The 18,119-nt window shown below is 61.7% G+C and carries 19 protein-coding genes; 8 read left to right on the forward strand and 11 right to left on the reverse strand.

From position 1 onward, the window contains the following. Nucleotides 1-5 precede the first annotated feature (5 nt). Nucleotides 6-2,042 carry an oxidoreductase gene (locus AC0R79_RS13555; protein WP_474734835.1) on the reverse strand — a complete coding sequence of 679 codons (2,037 nt, stop codon included), beginning with the start codon at nt 2,040-2,042 and terminating at the stop codon, nt 6-8. A gap of 206 nt (nt 2,043-2,248) precedes the next feature. Between AC0R79_RS13555 and AC0R79_RS13560 the strand changes: the two genes are divergently transcribed. Continuing rightward, complete coding sequence (locus tag AC0R79_RS13560; protein ID WP_474734837.1) at nt 2,249-3,145, forward strand: glycine betaine ABC transporter substrate-binding protein; 897 nt, start codon at nt 2,249-2,251, stop codon at nt 3,143-3,145. Between the two features lie 104 nt (nt 3,146-3,249). Further along, on the forward strand, nt 3,250-4,167 hold the full coding sequence (locus AC0R79_RS13565) for a LysR substrate-binding domain-containing protein (protein WP_474734838.1): 918 nt from the start codon (nt 3,250-3,252) through the stop codon (nt 4,165-4,167). Between the two features lie 37 nt (nt 4,168-4,204). Here the strand turns inward: AC0R79_RS13565 and leuD are convergent, their stop codons facing one another. From leuD to AC0R79_RS13585, 4 genes are all read right to left on the reverse strand, one after another. Further along, on the reverse strand, nt 4,205-4,813 hold the full coding sequence (gene leuD, locus AC0R79_RS13570) for a 3-isopropylmalate dehydratase small subunit (protein ID WP_221535160.1): 609 nt from the start codon (nt 4,811-4,813) through the stop codon (nt 4,205-4,207). 3 nt (nt 4,814-4,816) lie between these two features. Beyond that, a complete protein-coding gene (gene leuC / locus AC0R79_RS13575) occupies nt 4,817-6,238 on the reverse strand; it encodes a 3-isopropylmalate dehydratase large subunit (RefSeq protein ID WP_474734841.1) in 1,422 nt (473 codons plus the stop codon). 128 nt (nt 6,239-6,366) lie between these two features. Further along, entirely contained in the window at nt 6,367-6,873 is a 507-nt protein-coding gene (locus AC0R79_RS13580) for a GNAT family N-acetyltransferase (protein ID WP_474734842.1), read from the reverse strand. 90 nt (nt 6,874-6,963) lie between these two features. Next, nucleotides 6,964-7,371 (reverse strand): RidA family protein, encoded by a 408-nt coding sequence (locus tag AC0R79_RS13585; protein ID WP_474734844.1) that lies wholly within the window; start codon nt 7,369-7,371, stop codon nt 6,964-6,966. A 134-nt stretch (nt 7,372-7,505) separates the two neighbouring features. Between AC0R79_RS13585 and AC0R79_RS13590 the strand changes: the two genes are divergently transcribed. After that, a complete protein-coding gene (locus AC0R79_RS13590; protein WP_474734847.1) occupies nt 7,506-8,447 on the forward strand; it encodes a LysR family transcriptional regulator in 942 nt (313 codons plus the stop codon). Here AC0R79_RS13590 and AC0R79_RS13595 read toward each other — a convergent pair. Then, a complete protein-coding gene (locus AC0R79_RS13595) occupies nt 8,410-9,270 on the reverse strand; it encodes a LysR substrate-binding domain-containing protein (protein ID WP_375746898.1) in 861 nt (286 codons plus the stop codon). The two genes, AC0R79_RS13590 and AC0R79_RS13595, sit on opposite strands and share 38 nt — an antisense overlap. 137 nt (nt 9,271-9,407) lie before the next feature. Between AC0R79_RS13595 and AC0R79_RS13600 the strand changes: the two genes are divergently transcribed. From AC0R79_RS13600 to AC0R79_RS13615, 4 genes are read left to right on the forward strand one after another with little or no spacing between them, the layout of a single operon-like run. Beyond that, nucleotides 9,408-10,460, forward strand: coding sequence for an agmatine deiminase family protein (locus AC0R79_RS13600; RefSeq protein WP_085747467.1), 1,053 nt, complete (start codon nt 9,408-9,410; stop codon nt 10,458-10,460). Nucleotides 10,461-10,463: 3 nt separating this feature from the next. Next, entirely contained in the window at nt 10,464-11,372 is a 909-nt protein-coding gene (aguB, locus tag AC0R79_RS13605) for an N-carbamoylputrescine amidase (protein WP_474734849.1), read from the forward strand. A 1-nt stretch (nt 11,373) separates the two neighbouring features. Beyond that, nucleotides 11,374-12,477, forward strand: a complete 1,104-nt coding sequence (locus AC0R79_RS13610) for an extracellular solute-binding protein (RefSeq protein WP_474734851.1) — start codon at nt 11,374-11,376, stop codon at nt 12,475-12,477. A gap of 47 nt (nt 12,478-12,524) precedes the next feature. Next, nucleotides 12,525-13,643, forward strand: a complete 1,119-nt coding sequence (locus AC0R79_RS13615) for an agmatine deiminase family protein (protein ID WP_127797868.1) — start codon at nt 12,525-12,527, stop codon at nt 13,641-13,643. A gap of 9 nt (nt 13,644-13,652) precedes the next feature. Here the strand turns inward: AC0R79_RS13615 and AC0R79_RS13620 are convergent, their stop codons facing one another. The 5 genes from AC0R79_RS13620 to AC0R79_RS13640 are packed head-to-tail and all read right to left on the reverse strand — an operon-like array spanning nt 13,653 to nt 15,974. Next, a complete protein-coding gene (locus AC0R79_RS13620) occupies nt 13,653-14,315 on the reverse strand; it encodes a glutathione S-transferase family protein (RefSeq protein WP_127797869.1) in 663 nt (220 codons plus the stop codon). Between the two features lie 29 nt (nt 14,316-14,344). Continuing rightward, a complete protein-coding gene (locus AC0R79_RS13625) occupies nt 14,345-14,752 on the reverse strand; it encodes a RidA family protein (protein WP_474734853.1) in 408 nt (135 codons plus the stop codon). Between the two features lie 31 nt (nt 14,753-14,783). Beyond that, nucleotides 14,784-15,161, reverse strand: coding sequence for a hypothetical protein (locus tag AC0R79_RS13630; RefSeq protein WP_127797871.1), 378 nt, complete (start codon nt 15,159-15,161; stop codon nt 14,784-14,786). Next, nucleotides 15,158-15,664: a PaaI family thioesterase gene (locus AC0R79_RS13635; protein ID WP_474734855.1), complete on the reverse strand. Its 507-nt coding sequence runs from the start codon at nt 15,662-15,664 to the stop codon at nt 15,158-15,160. Before AC0R79_RS13635 ends, AC0R79_RS13630 begins: the two co-directional genes overlap by 4 nt. A gap of 55 nt (nt 15,665-15,719) precedes the next feature. Continuing rightward, complete coding sequence (locus AC0R79_RS13640; RefSeq protein WP_474734857.1) at nt 15,720-15,974, reverse strand: FecR/PupR family sigma factor regulator; 255 nt, start codon at nt 15,972-15,974, stop codon at nt 15,720-15,722. Nucleotides 15,975-16,198: 224 nt separating this feature from the next. Between AC0R79_RS13640 and AC0R79_RS13645 the strand changes: the two genes are divergently transcribed. Continuing rightward, complete coding sequence (locus AC0R79_RS13645) at nt 16,199-18,109, forward strand: tyrosine-protein phosphatase (protein ID WP_474734859.1); 1,911 nt, start codon at nt 16,199-16,201, stop codon at nt 18,107-18,109. Nucleotides 18,110-18,119 lie beyond the last annotated feature (10 nt).

Genomic DNA, 18,119 nt, shown 5'->3' on the forward strand with positions numbered 1-18,119 from the left:
CAGGTTCAGAGGTCTTTCATCAGCCGTAGCGCATCGTAAATGGCCGCATGGGTGTTGCGTGCGGCTACGGCGTCACCAATCCTGAACAGCTGAAAACGTCCCTGCGGGTCGGTGACGATGTCCTGCGTCTTGCCGGCAATCAGGTTGTGTTGTTCCACCGCGCCGCCGTTGCTCGAATGGGCGCGCAGGTCGAAATACAGGTCATCCAGCGGAATCGTGCCGTGATTGACCACCACCTGATCCACCACCCGTTGCTTGTGCACCGTGCCGTAATCACTGCCGAGCGTTGCCACCAGTCGCCCGTCGCGGCGCTCGACCGAATCGACGCGAAAGGTGACGGTAAAGGTGACATCCAGATCCTGCAGGCTGCGCATGTAGGGCACCAGATTCATCGCCATGACTTCCGGAGCAAAACTGCGATCAGGGGTGACGATTTCGACACTCGCGCCGCTGGCGGCGATGACCTCGGCAGCCTGTAGCGCAGCGTGGTCGCCGGCATCGTCATAGATCAGGACATGCCGGCCTGGTTTGATGTCACCGGCAATGATGTCCCAGGTCGAAACCACCAGGTCGTTGCCTGCACTGAGCACGTCCGTGTGGGGCAGGCCGCCGGTGGCGACAATCACCACATCCGGTTCATGCTGCAGCACCGTGTCGGTTTCGGCCCAGGTGTTGAAATGAAACTTCACGCCCAGACGTTCGCACTGCGCCATGCGCCAGTCGATGATGCTGATCATCTCCCGCCGCCGTTCGCTGAGGGCGGTCAGACGGATCTGCCCGCCGGGGCGATCCGCCGCTTCCAGCACAGTCACGTCATGACCGCGTTCGCCCGCTACCCGTGCGGCCTCAAGTCCCGCAGGACCGGTGCCGATCACCAGCACTTTGCGTTTGCGTGCTGCCTTGGGAATGTCGTGGGGCATGGTGGTTTCCCGGCCGGTTGCCGGGTTATGGATGCAGTAAGCGGCGCCGCCCTGATAGATGCGGTCCAGACAATAGTTGGCGCCGACGCAGGGACGGATATCTTCCTCACGTTTTTCGATGATCTTGCGCACGATATGCGGATCGGTCATGTGTGCCCGGGTCATGCCGACCATGTCGATCTTGCCTGAGGCGATGGCATGGCGAGCGGTGGCGACGTCAGGGATTTTCGCCGCATGGAAGGTCGGAAAACCTGTGGCCGCACGGATTTCACCGGCGAAATCCAGATGCGGCGAATTGCGCATGCCCTGGATCGGAATGACATCGGTCAGACCCGCATCGGTGTCGATGTGGCCGCGCACGACATTGAGGAAATCCACCAGCCCGCTGTCTTTCAGCAGGTGGGAAATCTGCAAGCCTTCGCGGGCGTCGAAGCCACCGGGCAGGCCTTCATCGCCGGTGTAGCGCACGCCCAGCAGGAAGTTCTCGCCGACCCGCTGGCGGATCCCGCGCAGAATGTCGAAGGTGAAGCGCATGCGGTTTTCCAGCGAGCCGCCGTACGGCCCGTCGAGTTCGTTGGTCAACGGTGACCAGAACTGGTCCATCAGATGCCCGTAGGCTTGCAGCTCCAGACCGTCCATGCCGGCGGCGTGCATCCGCTCGGCGGCGTCCACATAGTCCTTGATGATGCGCTGGATATCCCAGTCTTCCATTTTCTTCGGGAAGGAGCGGTGCGCTGCTTCGCGATGGTGCGACGGCGAGACCACCGGCAACCAGTCGGCCTTGTCCCAGCGGGTGCGGCGACCCAGATGCGTCAACTGGATCATCACCGCCGCGCCGTGCTCGTGGCATTCGTCGGTCAGGTCCTTCAGCCACTTCACCACTTCATCCTGGTAGGCGAGGACGTTGTTGAACACCGGCGGGCTGTCTCTGGAAACGGCGGCGGAACCGGCCGTCATGGTCAGCGCAACACCGGCTTTGGCGCGTTCGACGTGGTAGGCGCGATACAAATCCTTGGGCATGCCGTCAACCGGGTAGGCCGGTTCGTGAGCGGTGGTCATGATCCGGTTTCTGAGCGTCAGGTTCTTGATTTTGTAAGGCTGCAACAGGGGATCGCTGGACATGGTGGTGCGCTCCGGGGTGGGCTTCATCAGGCTCGGCGACTTGAAATTAGGTCAACTGTACAGTCGTGTCAATCATCGCTGACACAGGTGTACATTTTGCTTGCGCGGTGCTTCGCCCAGGCATAGGATTGCGCCAGACGCCTCAACCGCAAGGCCGTCCAGATTGAGACATACCTGCCGATCCCACCTCCCCAGGAAGACGCTTGATGAACGCTCATTCGCCTTATCGAAATACGCTTTTCGCCCTGATTCTGGCCACGCTCGCTGCACAGGCCCAGGCCGCCGAACCTGCCCCCGTGCGCATTGGCTGGGTCAACTGGTCGGACACCGAAATCACCGTCAAACTCGCCAGCGCGGCGCTCCAGGATCACCTCAAACAACCGGTGAAACTGGTGATGGCCGATATCGGCATTCAGTTCCAGGCCCTGGCCAACGGCAACATCGACCTGATCCCGATGGTCTGGCTGCCGAGTACCCACAAGGCGTTCTACGACAAATACAAGGATCGCCTCGAAGACCTCGGCGTGCTGTACGAAGGGCGGATCGGCATGGCCGTCCCGACATCGGTGCCGATCAGTGAAGTGGCCAGTGTCGAGGATCTGAACAAGCCGCAAGTGAAGGAAAAACTCGAAGGCAAGATCCTCACCTCGGAGGTGGGCAACGGCCAGTACAAACTCACGGTCAAGGCGATCGAGGAATACAGGCTTGATGGCTACAAACTGGTGGCGTCTTCGGAAAGCGGCATGCTCAATGAACTGGATCGCAACCTGAAACGGGACAAATGGTCACTGGTCAATGCCTGGAGCCCGCACTGGATGTTCTCCAAATGGTCGCTGCGCTATCTGGATGATCCGAAGCAGATTTTCGGTGGCGCCGAGCAGATCCATGCGATGGCGCGCAAGGGGTTCAGTCAGGAATACCCGCAGGTGGCGTACTTTTTCGCTCACTATTCGATCCCGCAGGCAGATCTGGAAAGCTTGATGATGCGGGCGCGTCAGACCTCATCGGATCAGGCGGTCGCGGCCTATTACGCGGCCAACAAATCGCGGTTCGAGGCGATGTTCGAGCCGGGCACGCAAACCGCCAGCAATCGACAACCCTGATCACGGCGCCGGGGTTCCAGCAAGCACCGGGCCCCGGCTGGCGAGGTGTTGATTCGATGTTATCCTTCGCAGAATGTGTGACAAATAGCGAAGGCGCGCGGCCTATGAACACGAATCGTGACCAATTTCCCTTGCCTGAAGACCTCAAGGTTTTCCTCACCGTCATCCGCAAGAACAGCTTTGCCAGCGCCGCTGACGAGCTGGGCTTCTCACCGGCCTACGTCAGCAAACGCATCTCGGTGCTGGAAACCACGCTGGCGACCAAGCTGCTGCACCGCACCACCCGGCGCATCGCGCTGACCGACGATGGAGAGCGGGTGCGGATCTGGGCGGAGAAACTGCTGGGGGATTTCGATCAGTTTCTCGGCGAGATTTCCCAGGCCCGGCACCAGCCGGCGGGCTCGCTGCACATTTGCAGCAGCTTCGGTTTCGGCCGCAATCATGTGGCGCCGGCGATCAGCCAGCTGTCCCGGGCGTGCCCGAAACTCGACATCCGGCTGGACGTGTTCGACCGGGTGGTCGATCTGGTGGGCGAGGGCTTCGATCTGGAAATCCTCGTCGGCGATGACCTGCCGGGCCAGCATCTCGCGCGCAAACTGGTGAGCAACCGGCGCGTGCTGTGCGCCACGCCGGAATACCTCAAACGCCGGGGCACGCCGCAATCTCTCGAAGACCTGAAAGACCACGATTGTCTGGTGCTCAAGGAGCGCAACAACGCATTCGGCATCTGGACCCTGAGCAAGGACGGACAAGAGGAAACGGTGCGAGTGAATGGCCCGTTGTCCTCCAACAGCGGCGAGATCGTGCTGGAGTGGGCCTTGAGCGGTGGCGGAATTCTGTTGCGCTCGATGTGGGACGTCAAACCGATGCTCGAGCAGGGCAGGCTGGTGCAGGTGCTGGACGGCTACACCCAGAGCGCCAACGTCTGGGCGGTCTATCCGACCCGGCTCAGCGAGTCGGCGAAATTGCGGGTGTGCGTGGAGTTTCTGGAAGAGTACTTCCGCGATTTGTCTGTGGAATGAAAACGGGCGGTTCAATGAACCGCCCGTTTTTTTGCCATCAACCCAGCCAAGGATTGTCCGCCAGATGCCGTGCCTCGAAGGCGCGGATCTGCTCGGTGCGTTGCAGCGTGGTGCCGATGGCGTCCAGTCCCAGCAGCAACGACTGTTTGCGCAGCTGATCGATCTCGAATCCGATCTGCGTGCTGTCCCCCAGCTCGATGGTTTGCTGCGCCAGGTTCACGCTGATCCGCGCGGTCTTCGGGACGCTGATCGCCTCGGCCACGCGCTTGAACTGCGCGTCGTCCAGTTGAATCGCCAACACGCCATTACGCTGGCAGTTGTCGTAGAAAATCCCCGCGAACGTGGTGCCGATCAAGGCCCGGATCCCCACTTGCTTCAAGCCCCACACCGCGTGTTCGCGGCTGGAGCCGCAGCCGAAATTGGGGCCGGTCACCAGAAACGCCGCGTCCTGCCAGGCCGGCTGGTTGAGCACGAATTCAGGGTTGGGTTCGCCGGAGGGAAGAAAGCGCAGATCGAAGAACAGCCCGCGATCCAGCCCCTGACGATCGATGCCCTTGAGAAACTGTTTGGGCATGATCACGTCGGTGTCGATGTTGGACGCGAGAAACGGCGCGGCGCTGCCGCTGACAGTGTCGAAAGGTTGCATGGTTCAAGCCTCCAGCGCGACGGTGCGCACGTCAGTCAAATGGCCGCTGATGGCGGCGGCGGCGACCATCGCCGGGCTCATCAGGTGGGTGCGCGCACCGGCGCCCTGACGGCCTTCGAAGTTTCGATTGGTGCTGGACGCACAGCGATCACCCGGCGCGAGCACGTCATCGTTCATCGCCAGGCACATCGAACAACCCGATTGACGCCACTCGAAACCCGCGTCGAGAAAAATCTGCGCCAGGCCTTCGTCCTCGGCCTGATTGCGCACCAGCGTCGAGCCGGGAACGATCATCGCCCGCACGTGGGCCGCCACACGCTTGCCGCGCACCACGCGGGCAACGTCGCGCAAATCTTCGATCCGCGCATTGGTGCAGGAACCGATGAAGGCATGGCTGATCGTCACTTCGTTCAGCGGCATGCCGGGTGTCAGGCCCATGTAGTCGAGGGCGCGCTGCAGGCCCTGACGCAGGATCGGATCGGGCTGGGCGGCCGGGTCCGGCACGTGCCCTTTGATTGGCGCGGCCTGATCGGGGCTGGTGCCCCATGTCACCATCGGCTCCAACGCGGCGACATCGAGGACGACTTCGCGATCGAACACCGCGCCGTCATCGCTGTGCAGGGTTTTCCAGCGCTCGACGGCTTGCTCCCAGACCTTGCCCTTGGGCGCACGCGGCTTGCGTTGCAGGTAAGCGAACACCTTGTCGTCCGGTGCCATGAAGGCACCCCGGGCACCGGCCTCCACGGCCATGTTGCAGATGGTCATGCGCGCTTCGACGCTGAGGGCGCTGATGGCCGGGCCAGTGAACTCGATGGCGTAACCAGTGGCGCCGGACGCGCCGATCCTTTCGATCAGCGCCATGATGATGTCCTTGGAGGTGACGCCTGCGCCGAGCTCACCGTTGACCGTCACACGCAAGGTTTTCAGACGTTTGTAGACCAGAGTCTGAGTTGCCAGCAGGTGCTCGATTTCCGAAGTGCCGATGCCGAAACCGAAGGCGCCCAGTGCGCCGTAAGTGGTGGTGTGGCTGTCACCGGCCGCCACCACCATGCCCGGCAAAATGAAACCCTGTTCCGGCGCCACGACGTGTTCGATGCCCTGGCGTTTGTCCAGCACATCGAACAGCTCGATGCCGAAGTCGCGGCAGTTTTCTTCGAAGTACGACACCTGGCGCGCGCCCCCGGCGTCGGGCATGGTCGCGATGCGTTTCGGTGCGGTGGGGTTTACATGATCGACCACCGCCAGCGTCGCCGCAGGCCGCCACACCGTGCGCCCCGCATCACGCAGGCCGCTGAAGGCTTGTGGGCTGGTGTATTCATTGGCGACCTGGCGGTCGATGTAAAGCAGCACGTGGCCCTGATCGTCGAGGGTGCAGACGGTGTGACTGTCAATGTGCTTCTGGTACAGCGTTCTCGGGCTGGGCATGGCTTGCGCTCTTTTCTGTCCGGGGCAAAAACAACATGAGGACAGAATATTGATCGCAGAAATGGCATCAATAGCGCTTTGGTGAAGCAGTTGAACACGGATTGTGAGTAATCGAGGGCGGTGAGCGATCACGCGGTGGCGTCAAAAGCCTCGTGGTAGCTGACGACACCGACCGGCAACTCACCGCCAAACGCCAGCGCCTGAAAGTACTCCGCCGGAATCCCCGGCAATTCCAGGCCGGCATGGGCCTTGAAGCCAAAACGGCCGTAGTAGCCCGGATCGCCAAGCACCACGCAGCCAACCCCGCCAATGCGCTGCAACTCCGCCAGCGAGGCTTTCATCAGCGCCGAGCCGATGCCTTGCTGCTGGCGGGTCGGGCACACGGAAATCGGGCCGAGGCCGTACCAGCCTTGAGCGCCGGAGGAGATTGTCACGGGGGAAATGGCGACATGGCCGACCACCGTGTCGTTCTCCACTGCCACCAACGACACGCTGAGCTGGTCGGCGCGGCGCAGGGCGTTGACGATGAATTGTTCGGTGTGGCTGGAGTGTTCTTCGTGCTGGAACGCGGCCTCGGTGATTCGGGCGATGGCGTCGAAGTCTTCAAGGCGTTCGTTGCGGATTGTGAGGGTCATGTTCATTCGTTCTCGGGAGAACCCACCAAAGTCTGGCGGATTGCGCTCCCGAGTGTGTTGCAAAAGTGTGAGCGCTCCCTGCGTATCGACTTACGCTTCCGGTAGCCTGGCAATCACCTTGATCTCGAACTGAAAGCCATACAGCCACGTCACGCCGACCGCCGTAATCGTCGGGTGCGGCGCCTCGCCCCAGAACTCCGGCACCACTTCCCAGATGGTTTCGAAGGTCGATTGCGGATCGACCATGAATACCGTCACGTCCACCACGTCATCGAAGCTGCCGCCGGCCGAGCCGAGGATAGCGTTGAGGTTGGTAAAGGCCAGTCGCACCTGTTGCTTGAGATCGGGTTCCGGTGAGCCGTCCTCAAGGCTGCCGACCTGGCCTGAGACAAACAGAAATCCGTTGGAACGAACCGCCGGGGAATAACGGTTGCGCTCGTAAAGCGCATGGCGTCCGGGCGGGAAAACCACGTCGCGTTTTGGCTGGGCACGGGTCATGGGGTGTCTCCTTCAATGGGTTGAAAACCGGTGATGGAGCAACTTTATGGGCTTGCCTCGGCGCGATAAACGCGCAACCTTGGCGATCACTGTTTGCAAATCCCAAACAATCGAGCCGCTATCAGAGGTGGGATATGGACCGTTTTGACGCGATGCAAGCCTTCGCCCGAGTGGTGGAGGCGGGCAGTTTCACCAAGGCCGCCGAGACCCTGCACATGAGCAAGACCACCGTGACCCAGCTCATTCAGCAACTGGAGGCGCGGCTGCGAGTGAAGTTGCTCAACCGCACCACGCGCAAGGTCAACGCCACGGCGGACGGCGCGGCCTATTACGAGCGGGTGATCAAGTTGCTGGCAGACATGGACGACGCCGAGACCAGTCTTCCTGGCGCCGCAGCCCAGCCCAAGGGGCGCTTGCGGGTCGACGTACCCAGCCCCCTGGCCAATCTGATTCTGGTGCCGGCGCTGCCCGAGTTTTACGCGCGCTACCCGGAGATCCAGATCGACATGGGCGTCAGTGACCGGATCGTCGACATCATCGATGAAAACGTTGACTGCGTGGTGCGTGGCGGCGAGCTGCGGGATCAGTCGCTGATGGCCCGGAAGGTGGCGGATCTTCAGCTTGGCGTTTACGCCGCGCCGAGTTATCTGGCCCGCTCCGGCACCCCGATGCATCCCCGTGAACTGGAAGACAGCCATCATCGGGTAGTCGGTTTCCTTTGGGCGCGCACCGGCAAACCGGTGCCGTACGCCCTGCACAACGAACACGAAGATTTGCAGATCAAGGGCCGCCATGTGCTGGCGGTCGATGACGGAAATGCCTATTTGTCGGCGGGCCTTGCGGGGTTGGGCGTGTTGTGGCTGCCCAGGTACATGTCCAAAGCACACGAGGCGAGCGGTGATCTGGTGCCGCTGTTTGAAGACTGGCGCCTCGATCCCATGCCGCTCTACGTCGCCTACCCGCCGAACCGCCACATCAGTCGCAAACTGCGGGTGTTCATCGACTGGATCGCCGAAGTGATGGCCCGCCACGCACCGGTCATGGATCGCTCAGGTTCGCCAGCAACCACTCGGTAAAACTGCGGGCCATCGGATCGTTTTCACTGTCGCGGTGGGTCAGCAGCGCCCAGTTCGGGCCGCGAATGGTTTCGTCCACCAAGGGCTGCAGCAGCCCGTCGGCCCGGGCCTTGCGGCTGAGCAGCTGGCTGACCAGCGCGATGCCGAGCCCGCCGCAGGCTGCGTCCAGCAACAGGCCCGGATCGGAAAAGTTCAGGCCCTGATCCTGTTGGCCGACGTCGATTCCCGATTCCACCGCCCAATGGCTCCAGTCCATCTCCCGCTCGCCGTGCAGCGTCGTCCGCTGGGCGCTCGGCACGCTCAACAAGCTCGGATGACACGCGGGGTAGAGGCGGTCGGCATGCAGCACCTTGAAGCTGCATTCAGCCTGCGAACTGATGTCGTCGCGCACCGCCAGATCGATGGTCTGGGTGGCCATGTCCGGTACTTCATCGGTGCTGAAAATCCACAGATCCACATTCGGATGCTGACGGCGGAAATCCCCCAGACGCGGCAGCAACCAGTGCCGGGCAAACGCCGGCGTGGTGTTGAGCACCAGTTGATTGGGTTTCTGGTATTGCCCCAGGCGCCGGATGCCCACCGACAATTGCTGCAGCATGGCCTGAGTGGTGCTGAGCAGGTCATGGCCGGCGTCGGTCAGGCTGACGCTGCGCCCGCTGCGGAAAAACAGCGGCTGCTCCAGATACGCCTCAAGGCTGCGGATCTGCTGGCTGATGGCCGACTGCGTGAGGCTCAGCTCCTCGGCGGCCTTGTGAAAACTGCCCAGCCTTGCGGCGGCTTCGAAGCCGCGCAACGAGCTGAGGGGTGGCCAGTGTTTCAGCATGATCGATAAGTTCCTCTAATTGGTTTTCCGCTAAATCCATCGTTTGTTTGCCCTTAAGGCCGCCATTAGCATGCACGTCAACGCCGCCAAGGCTGTTTTCATTGAACACAATGGCTTAACTCAAAGGGCTTTTTACCATGCAGCAGAACAAAAACAACAACAGCGGTTGGATGATGCCGGCAGAGTGGGTGACGCATGCGGCGACCTGGATGGTCTGGCCACACAATCAGGCCCTGTGGGAGTCGGGCTGGGGTGTCACTTTGCCGTTGGTGCAGGAAGATTTCGCCCGCGTCGCCAATGCCATCGCCCGTTTCGAACCGGTGAAAATGGTTGTCGATCCGTCGGCCATCGCCCGTGCCAAAGCCTTGTGCGGGCCGAACATCGAACTGATCCCGCTGGCGGTCAACGACAGCTGGTGCCGCGACTCCGGCCCAAGCTTCGTGGTTCACCCGGAACAAGGTCTGGCCGGGGTGAGCTGGCGCTTCAACGCCTGGGGCGGCAAGTCGGCCCATGATCTGGACGAAAGCCTGGCCCGCCGAGTGCTCAATCATTTGGGCGGCGAATGCTTCGGCACCGCGCTGAGTAACGAAGGAGGCGCGATCCACGTTGACGGCGAGGGCACGTTGATCACCACCGAATCGGTTCTGCTCAATCCCAACCGCAACCCCGGCGTGAGCAAGGCCGAGATGGAAGAAATCTTCAGCCGCCTGCTCGGCGTGAAGAAAACCATCTGGCTGCCGGGCGATCCGGATTACGTCACCGGCGACATGACCGACGGCCACGTCGATGGCGTCTGCGCCTTCGCCCGTCCTGGCGTGTTGCTGGTGGACGCGACTCATGATCGCAGTTCGGTGTATGCCGAAGTCGTGCGGGAAAACCGTCGTGCGCTGGAACTGGCCACCGATGCTCAGGGCCGCAAATTCGAGCTGATCGAGCTGTACGAAGCCACCGATGCGGTGGATACCGAAGCCGAAGTGTTCTGCGCCTCGTACACCAATTTCTACATTGCCAACGGCGCGATCATCATGCCGGCGTACGGCATCGAGGCCGACCATGTCGCGGCAGAAACCCTGGCCAAGGCGTTCCCGGGCCGTGAAGTGGTGCCGGTGCAGATCAATCATCTGGCCCACGGTGGCGGCGGTGTGCACTGCATTACCCAGCAACAGCCAGCCTGGCCGGTGGAGGGTTGATCGATGACGCTGCTCAAAGTCGCCACCACCCAGATGCCATGCACCTGGGATCTGAAAAGCAACCTCGACCGCGCCGAGCAGTTGGTGCGTGAAGCGGCCGGGCAGGGCGCACAAGTGATCCTGTTGCAGGAGCTGTTCGCCACGCCATATTTCTGCATCGAACAGAGCCACCACCATATGGGGCTGGCCGAGGAGTACCGCGACAGTCAGGTGCTGTCGCGTTTCGCTGCGCTGGCCCGTGAGCTCGGCGTGGTGCTGCCGCTGAGCTGGTACGAGAAGGCCGGCAACGCCTACTTCAACTCCCTGAGCGTGGCCGATGCCGACGGGCGCCTGTTGGGCGTGTACCGCAAGACCCACATCCCCAACGCCATCGGTTATCAGGAGAAGGAATATTTCAGCCCCGGCGACACCGGTTTCAAAGTCTGGGACACCGCCTTCGGCCGCCTCGGCGTGGGCATCTGCTGGGATCAGTGGTTCCCGGAAACCGCTCGCTGCCTGGCGTTAATGGGCGCCGAAGTGTTGTTGTTCCCGACCGCCATCGGCTCGGAACCGGGCTGCGCGGATCTGGATTCGCGGGACCACTGGCAGATGACCATGCGTGGCCACGCGGCTGCCAACCTGCTGCCGGTGATCGCGTCCAACCGCGTTGGCCGCGAAGTGGCGGGCACCGATGCAACGCTGCAAATGAATTTCTACGGCTCGTCGTTCATCTGCAACCACAAGGGAAAAATGCTCGCCGAAGCCGATCGCGCCAGCACCGGCGTGTTGGTGCAAAGCCTGGACCTGGCAGCCATGCGTGAAGATCGCCTGAGCTGGGGCATCTACCGCGACCGTCGTCCGGAAATGTACGGCGCATTGTTGAGCCAGGACGGCCGTCACCTTAACGCCCGCTGGAATCCTCAAGGAGTCTGATATGCCTACTTCACACAAATGGTTGCTGGGCGCTTTGGGCCTGGCGCTGGCCGGTCTGATGCCCGCCGTACACGCCGAAGACAAGACCCTGCGGCTGTACAACTGGGCGGATTATTTCGCTGAAGACACGTTGAGCAAATTCACCGCCGAAACCGGGATCAAGGTGATCTACGACGTGATGGACGGCAGCGAAACCCTGGAAGCCAAGATGCTTTCTGGCGGCAGCGGCTACGACCTGATCTTCCCCGGCGACACCGTGGCCGAACGCCTGATGCGCGCCGGCAGCCTGTTGCCGCTGGATCCTTCGAAGATCACGGCGATGAGCGACATCGAACCGGGCCTGCAAAAGCTGCGCAGCCATTACGAGCATTCGAACAAGGCCACGGTGCCGTACACCTGGGGCACCATCGGCCTGACCTACAACGCCGAGCAGATCAAACAGCGCATGGCCGACGCCCCGGTCAACAGCCTCGACATGCTGTTCAAACCGGAACTGGCGGCCAAATTCGCCGATTGCGGGATTTCGATGATCGACTCGCCGGACGAAGTGCTGGCCGTGGTGCTCAACTATCTGGGCCGCGACCCGCGCAGCGCCAAGCCTGCGGATCTGGCAGCGGCCAGTGACTTGCTGATGAAACTGCGGCCGTATATCCGCAAGTTCCAGTCGCAACCGGTGACCGATCTGGTCAACGGCAACCTGTGCCTGTCCCTCGGCTACAGCGGCGACATGACCCAGGCCCAGCGCACTTCGGACAGCGCCGGCAAGCAGACCCGCTTCCAGTACCGCGTGCCGCGCGAGGGCACCACGGTGTGGATGGACACCATGGCCATTCCGGTCGATGCCAAACACCCGGAATACGCCTACGAATTCATCAACTTCGTGATGCGTCCGGAGAACATGGCCGCGATCAGCAATTTCACCGGCTACCCGACCTCCAACGCCAAGGCCCGGCCAAACGTGGACGAGGCGATGCGCAACAACCCGGACATCTACCTCGACGAAGCGACCTATGCTCGTCTGATACCGGGCAAGGATATTCCCCAGGCCGACATGCGTGCCCGCATGCGCACCTGGACCAAGTTCAAGACCGCCACTGCACAGTGATTTTTCCGGGCTGCTGCGGCAGCCCCTTACACATCAGGAAGTTACACATGCCAACTCGTCGCGAGTTCATCAAACAGGTTTCAGTCGCCGCCGGCGTAGGCGCTGCCGTCATGGGCCTCGGCCTGTCACCGGCGCGCGTGCTGGCGGCCAGCGAAGGTCGCTGGTTCATGCCCGACGAGGGCGACAAACACGAACGCGCCTACATGGCCTTCGGCGCGCAGGACGCGATCTGGGAAGACTTCACCGAAGACGTCCAGGAAGCCCTCGGCCGGATCGCCCGCGCCATCGCCCGTTACGAACCGCTGACCATCTACTGCCGCAGCGGCGAACGCAGCCTGGCCGAAGAGATTTGCGGCACGTCCAACATCACCTACCAGATCGCCAACCTCGACGACATCTGGATGCGTGACATCAGCGCCAACTTCGTCATCGATGACAAGAATGGCCTGGGCGCGGTGGACTTCAACTTCAGCGGCTGGGGCAACAAGCAGCAGCACTCGAAAGACGCGAAGATCGCCAAGCGCGTGGCGGCCGATGCGCAGGCAACCTATCAGCGCAGCGAACTGGTGGGCGAGGGCGGCGGCATCGAAGTCGACGGCCACGGCACCGCGATCATGACCGAAAGCTGCTGGGTCAACGAAAACCGCAACCCCGGCTGGAGCAAGGCTGACGTCGAGGCGGAACTCAAAGCACGCCTCGGTTTGCGCAAGATCATCTGGCTGCCGGGCATCAAAGGCAAGGACATCACCGACGCCCACGTCGATTTCTATGCGCGCTTCGTCACGCCCGGCGTGGTGATCGCCAACCTCGACACCGACCCGCGCTCCTACGACAACAAGGTCACCTTGGCGCACCTGGAAATCCTGAAAAAGGCCACTGACGCCGACGGTCGCCCGTTGCAGATCCACACCGTGTCGCCACCGCTGAAACCGCGCAAGACCAAGTTCAACAAGGACAACGACGACTTCGCGGCCGGCTACATCAACTACTTCGTGATCAACGGCGCGGTGATCGCCCCGGAATTTGGCGACAAGGACGCGGACAAGAAGGCCTTCGATCTGCTGAAAAAACTTTACCCGAACCGCGACGTGGTGCAGATCAACATCGACGCCATCGCGGCCGGTGGTGGCGGGATTCACTGCGTGACTAGTCACCAGCCGGCGTAAGGCTAAGCCTCAGCGGAAACGTTGGGGCAGGGCCTCGGCAAAGGGATAGAAGTCAAACCACGGTTTGGCTTCTTCGATGACTTGGCTGAACGACGGGCGCTGCACCAGCCGTTCGAAATAGGCACTGAGGCGCGGTTGCTCGGCGGCAAACGGCACCAGCGTGCTGGCGTAGAACAGGGCCGGCGCGGCGGAGCAATCGGCCAGGCTGAAATCCGCGCTGGCGATCCATTCGCGGTCGGTCAGCTGCTGTTCGAGCATGCCGTACGCCGTGGCCAGCAGCGCCCGCTGACTGCTCAGGTCGCCATTGGCGGACTGGATGCGGTCGGCGACGATCTGTTGCATTGGCGTCATCACGTAATGGTCGAAGAACCGGTCCCACAGACGCACGTCCAGCGCGGTCTCCCAGTCTTCGGGAATCAGTCGCTGCGACTGCCCCGGTTGATGATCCAGGTACTCGATGATCACGCTCGATTCCGGCACCGTGCGCTGGCGCGCGTGATCGCGCAGTACCGGGAATTTGACCAGCGGCCACAACGCCTGAAGCTCGGCCCGTTCGGCTTCGCTGGACAGGTCGATCAAGCGTTTCTCGAACGCGACGCCGTGTTCGTAGAGGGCGATCAGCGCCTTGTGGCAGTAGGACGACAACGGGTGGTAATAGAGGGTCAAGTCCATCGTTCAACACCTCGATGAGGGGAATGGCGTTACTCAGGTATAGCGCGCCTGCGCACCGCCACGCATTTGATTTCCACCAGCAGCCCCGGATGGGCCAGTTGGCTGACGCCGATGCAGGTCCAGGCGCAGAAGCCTTTGGGGAATACGCGGTTTTTCACGTCACGAAACACCGGCATGTGTTGGCTCATGTCGACGTGATAGGTGGTCATCTCCACCACATCGTCGAACGTGCAGCCACCGGCCTTCAGCACTTCGTCGAGGTTTTCCCAGGCGCGGATGAATTGCTGCTCGGGGTCTTCGATGACTTGCAGATCAGCGGTGCGGCCCACCTGGCCGGCGCAGTAAAGCGTGTCGCCGACCAGAACCGCCGGGGCGTATCCGGCGCGTTCGACGATGGTTTTCATGGAGTCGGGGATGATGATTTTGCGATCGGGCATGGCCGGGGCTCCAGGTAAACGGTAAGTCGGGTCACTTCGCGCGAAAGTACCGGATCAGGTTGATCGATTGCGTGAATACCGCATATACCACTGCTGCGATCATTAGCCCGGCGATGACCAGGGCAATAGTATTGACACCTGTGATGAGCAGAATGTAGATCGACAACGCGAGTATCAACACGACATAACTGGCAAGCGTCTGTTTGAAGTACGCCAGCAGCAGCGGCACGACGATCACTACCAGAGAGTGAAAGGCCACCCCAAACCAGATGTCGATAATCATCTGATCAAAATCACCGCCCGCTTGTGCCAGGGCCAGCAAATACGAATTCGTCAGCCACTCCAGCTTGCCAACCACCATCACGCTGATCGCGATAATCACCACAATGTTTATTGCTCGGTTACTCATTGATCTTCATTCCGTCCATGCGCCGCCGCTGCCAACTGCTCGGTATCCACTCGCACAAACACCGAATCGCCCACCGCCGTCAGCACATCGCCGGCGTACACCTCGCAGATCACTCGGGTCTTGCGCCCGACTTCACCGTCGACTCGGGCCTTCAGCGTCAGCGGTACGCCCATTGGCGTCGGTTTGATGAACTTGATGCCGAGGTTGCCGGTGACGCAGTTGATGCGCGGCAAGCTTTCGGGTTCGCGTTGCTCCGCCCGGTAGTGATAGGCCATCGCGGTCCAGTTGGAGTGGCAGTCCACGAGCATGGCGATCAGGCCGCCGTAGACCAGCTCCGGCCAGCCGCAGTATTTGGCCTCGGGCACGTGCTCGGCCATGACGTGCACGCCGTCTTCGTGCCAGAAGCTCTTGATGTGCAAACCGTGTGGGTTGCTGCTGCCGCAGCCAAAGCAGACGCCCTCGGGGGCGGCGGTGTCTTGCAGGGAAATGTCGGGGGTGGCCATGCCGGGATCATCCTTAAACTGTAAGCCGAACCCCGCGGATTCTAACCCCGAATGCTCACCGTGAGGATTGCTCCTTCGCGGCGGGCCGGGGAGGATCGATCAGCAGTTTTTTGCGAGTCGTCGAGTGGTTCGGCAATTGCTCACTGATGTCCCAGATTTCCAGCATTTTCGCGTATTCGAAGGCTTGGCGCGGGCTGAGTTGAATCCATTGCTCAAACGCCTGGCGTTCGTCGGGCGTGCAATCGTCCTCTTGCAGGCGCAGGCACCAGTGCGCTGCCTGGTTCAGGATTTCTTCGTCTGCGTCGGTCATTGACGGCTTCCACGATGGCTGGGGAGGGCATTTTACGTTGCCGCTTGCAAAAAAAACGTCAAAACGTGTCGAGGATTTAAACGATCAGTGCGTATAAAACGGACAGAAAACGCGGCAAACGGACAGATCGCGCCGCTATTTCTGGCCTTTTCGCAATTGTCATATTCCGTCAAATTTCAATGCAGATAGTGGGCAGCCCAACCTGTTTCCAGTGAGGCTGCCCCGTGTTTCAACGTCTTGTGTGTTCGCTGTCCGTGCTGAGTCTGTCCATTGCTGCCGCCCAGGCCGCCGATCTCGATACCCCGCGCCTGGCAGGCATCGACAATTTTCGGGATATCGCAGGCACCACCACCGCCTATTCCACGGCCCATGACGGCACAATGCGCGCCGGTGTGTTTTACCGCTCCAATGCCCTGACGCCGACGGCGGCGGACCTGGCGACCCTCAACGGTCTGGGGATCAAGTCGGTGTACGACCTGCGCACGCCCAGCGAAATTGCCAGCACGCCGGACACGATGCCAAGCGGTGCGACCTACCAGAACATCGACATCATCGGCAGCACCACCTCCGGCGCGAACATCACCACGGTCTCGTTCAAAAGCGCGGCCGATGCGACTGCGATGATGCAGGAGACCAACCGTGCGTTCGTCAGCGACGCCGGCATGCGCGGGCAGTTGGGTGTGCTGTTCAATGAACTGGCCGGTGTCGACGGCGCCGCGCTGTTCCATTGCACCGCCGGCAAGGATCGCACCGGCTGGACCGCCGCCGTGCTGCAAAGCATCGCCGGGGTCGACAACGCGACGATCATGAGCAACTACCTGGCGACCAACGACTACACCGCCGACCGCGTGGCCAAGACCCTGGCGATGATGCCGCCGAGCATGGCCGCGATCTACGCGCCGCTGCTGGGCGTCGAGGCCAGTTACCTGCAAGCGGGCCTGGATCAGGTGACTGCGCAATACGGCAGCATGGACAACTACCTCAAGCAGGGGCTGGGTCTGTCCCAAGAAACCATTTACGTGCTGCGCGGCAAAATGGTCGAGTACAACAGCCTGCCCGGTCAGGCCGGGCTGATCGGCAACGCCGCCGCTGGCGCGCAACTGTTGCAGGAATTGCAGAACAGCAAACTCTCGGGCATTTACAGCGCCTACAACTACTACCTGCAATCGGCCATCGACGCCGGCACTCTGGGCGGTGTCGAGTCCACGGTCGGCGGTCAGGTACATGCGGACGCGGCGAGTTATCTGCTGCGTCAGAACGCGATGATCGAGCAGGCCGCCGCGCCATTCGCCAGCGGCACTGACCTCAAGGTCGGTCAATACCGCTTGTGGAGCACCGCGCTCGCCGGTTACCTCGGCACCGACGGCTCGGCCCATGCGCAAAGCAGCAACGAACACAGTCAGGGCCTGATGGTTGGCGTCACGCAGCGCTTCTCCGAACAATTCAGCGCTCGCGGCGGCATCGGTTACAGCAAAGGCTCGGTGGGCGGGGCAGGCGGCGAGGCCGATACCGATTTCACCTTCCTCGACCTTGGCGCCCGTTATGGCTTTACCAGCCTGGAACGTGGCCTGTTTGTCGATGCCAACGTCAGCGCCGGCTACGTCGACTACGACAGCAAACGCGACCTCGGCGGCGGCCTCGGTTCGGCGAAGGGCGACACCCACGGCAACCTCAGCGGCGCGACGCTGGCGCTGGGTTATCGCATGCCGCTGAACACTGTGATTCTGGAACCGAGCCTTGGCGTGCGCGTCAGCCGTCTGGACCTGTCCGGCTTCCAGGAGAAGGGCAGCGAATTGGCCCTTAATGTCGATGACATTCAGGAAACCCGGCGCAGCGCGGTGGCCAATCTCGACGTCTCGTTCGCCCCGATGCCGATGGGCGCGTGGCAACTGGTGCCGGGCGTGCGGGTCGGTTATGAGCGTGTGCTCGGCGATCATCAGGTCGACAGCGAAGGGCACCTGCTGGGGCTGGATATCGAACAGCGCGCGGCGTTCGACAACCGCGATCAGTTCAGCGGCGGCGTCAACCTGATGGCCAACCTCGGTGCGCTTAGCCTGGGCGCCGAAGTCGGTGCCAGCGGTGGCGGCGACAGCCACGGTTTCAGCGGCGGTCTCAAGGCCAGTTATCAGTTCTGATCAACTGAAA

It is taken from the genome of Pseudomonas sp. HD57-3, assembly GCF_056113135.1.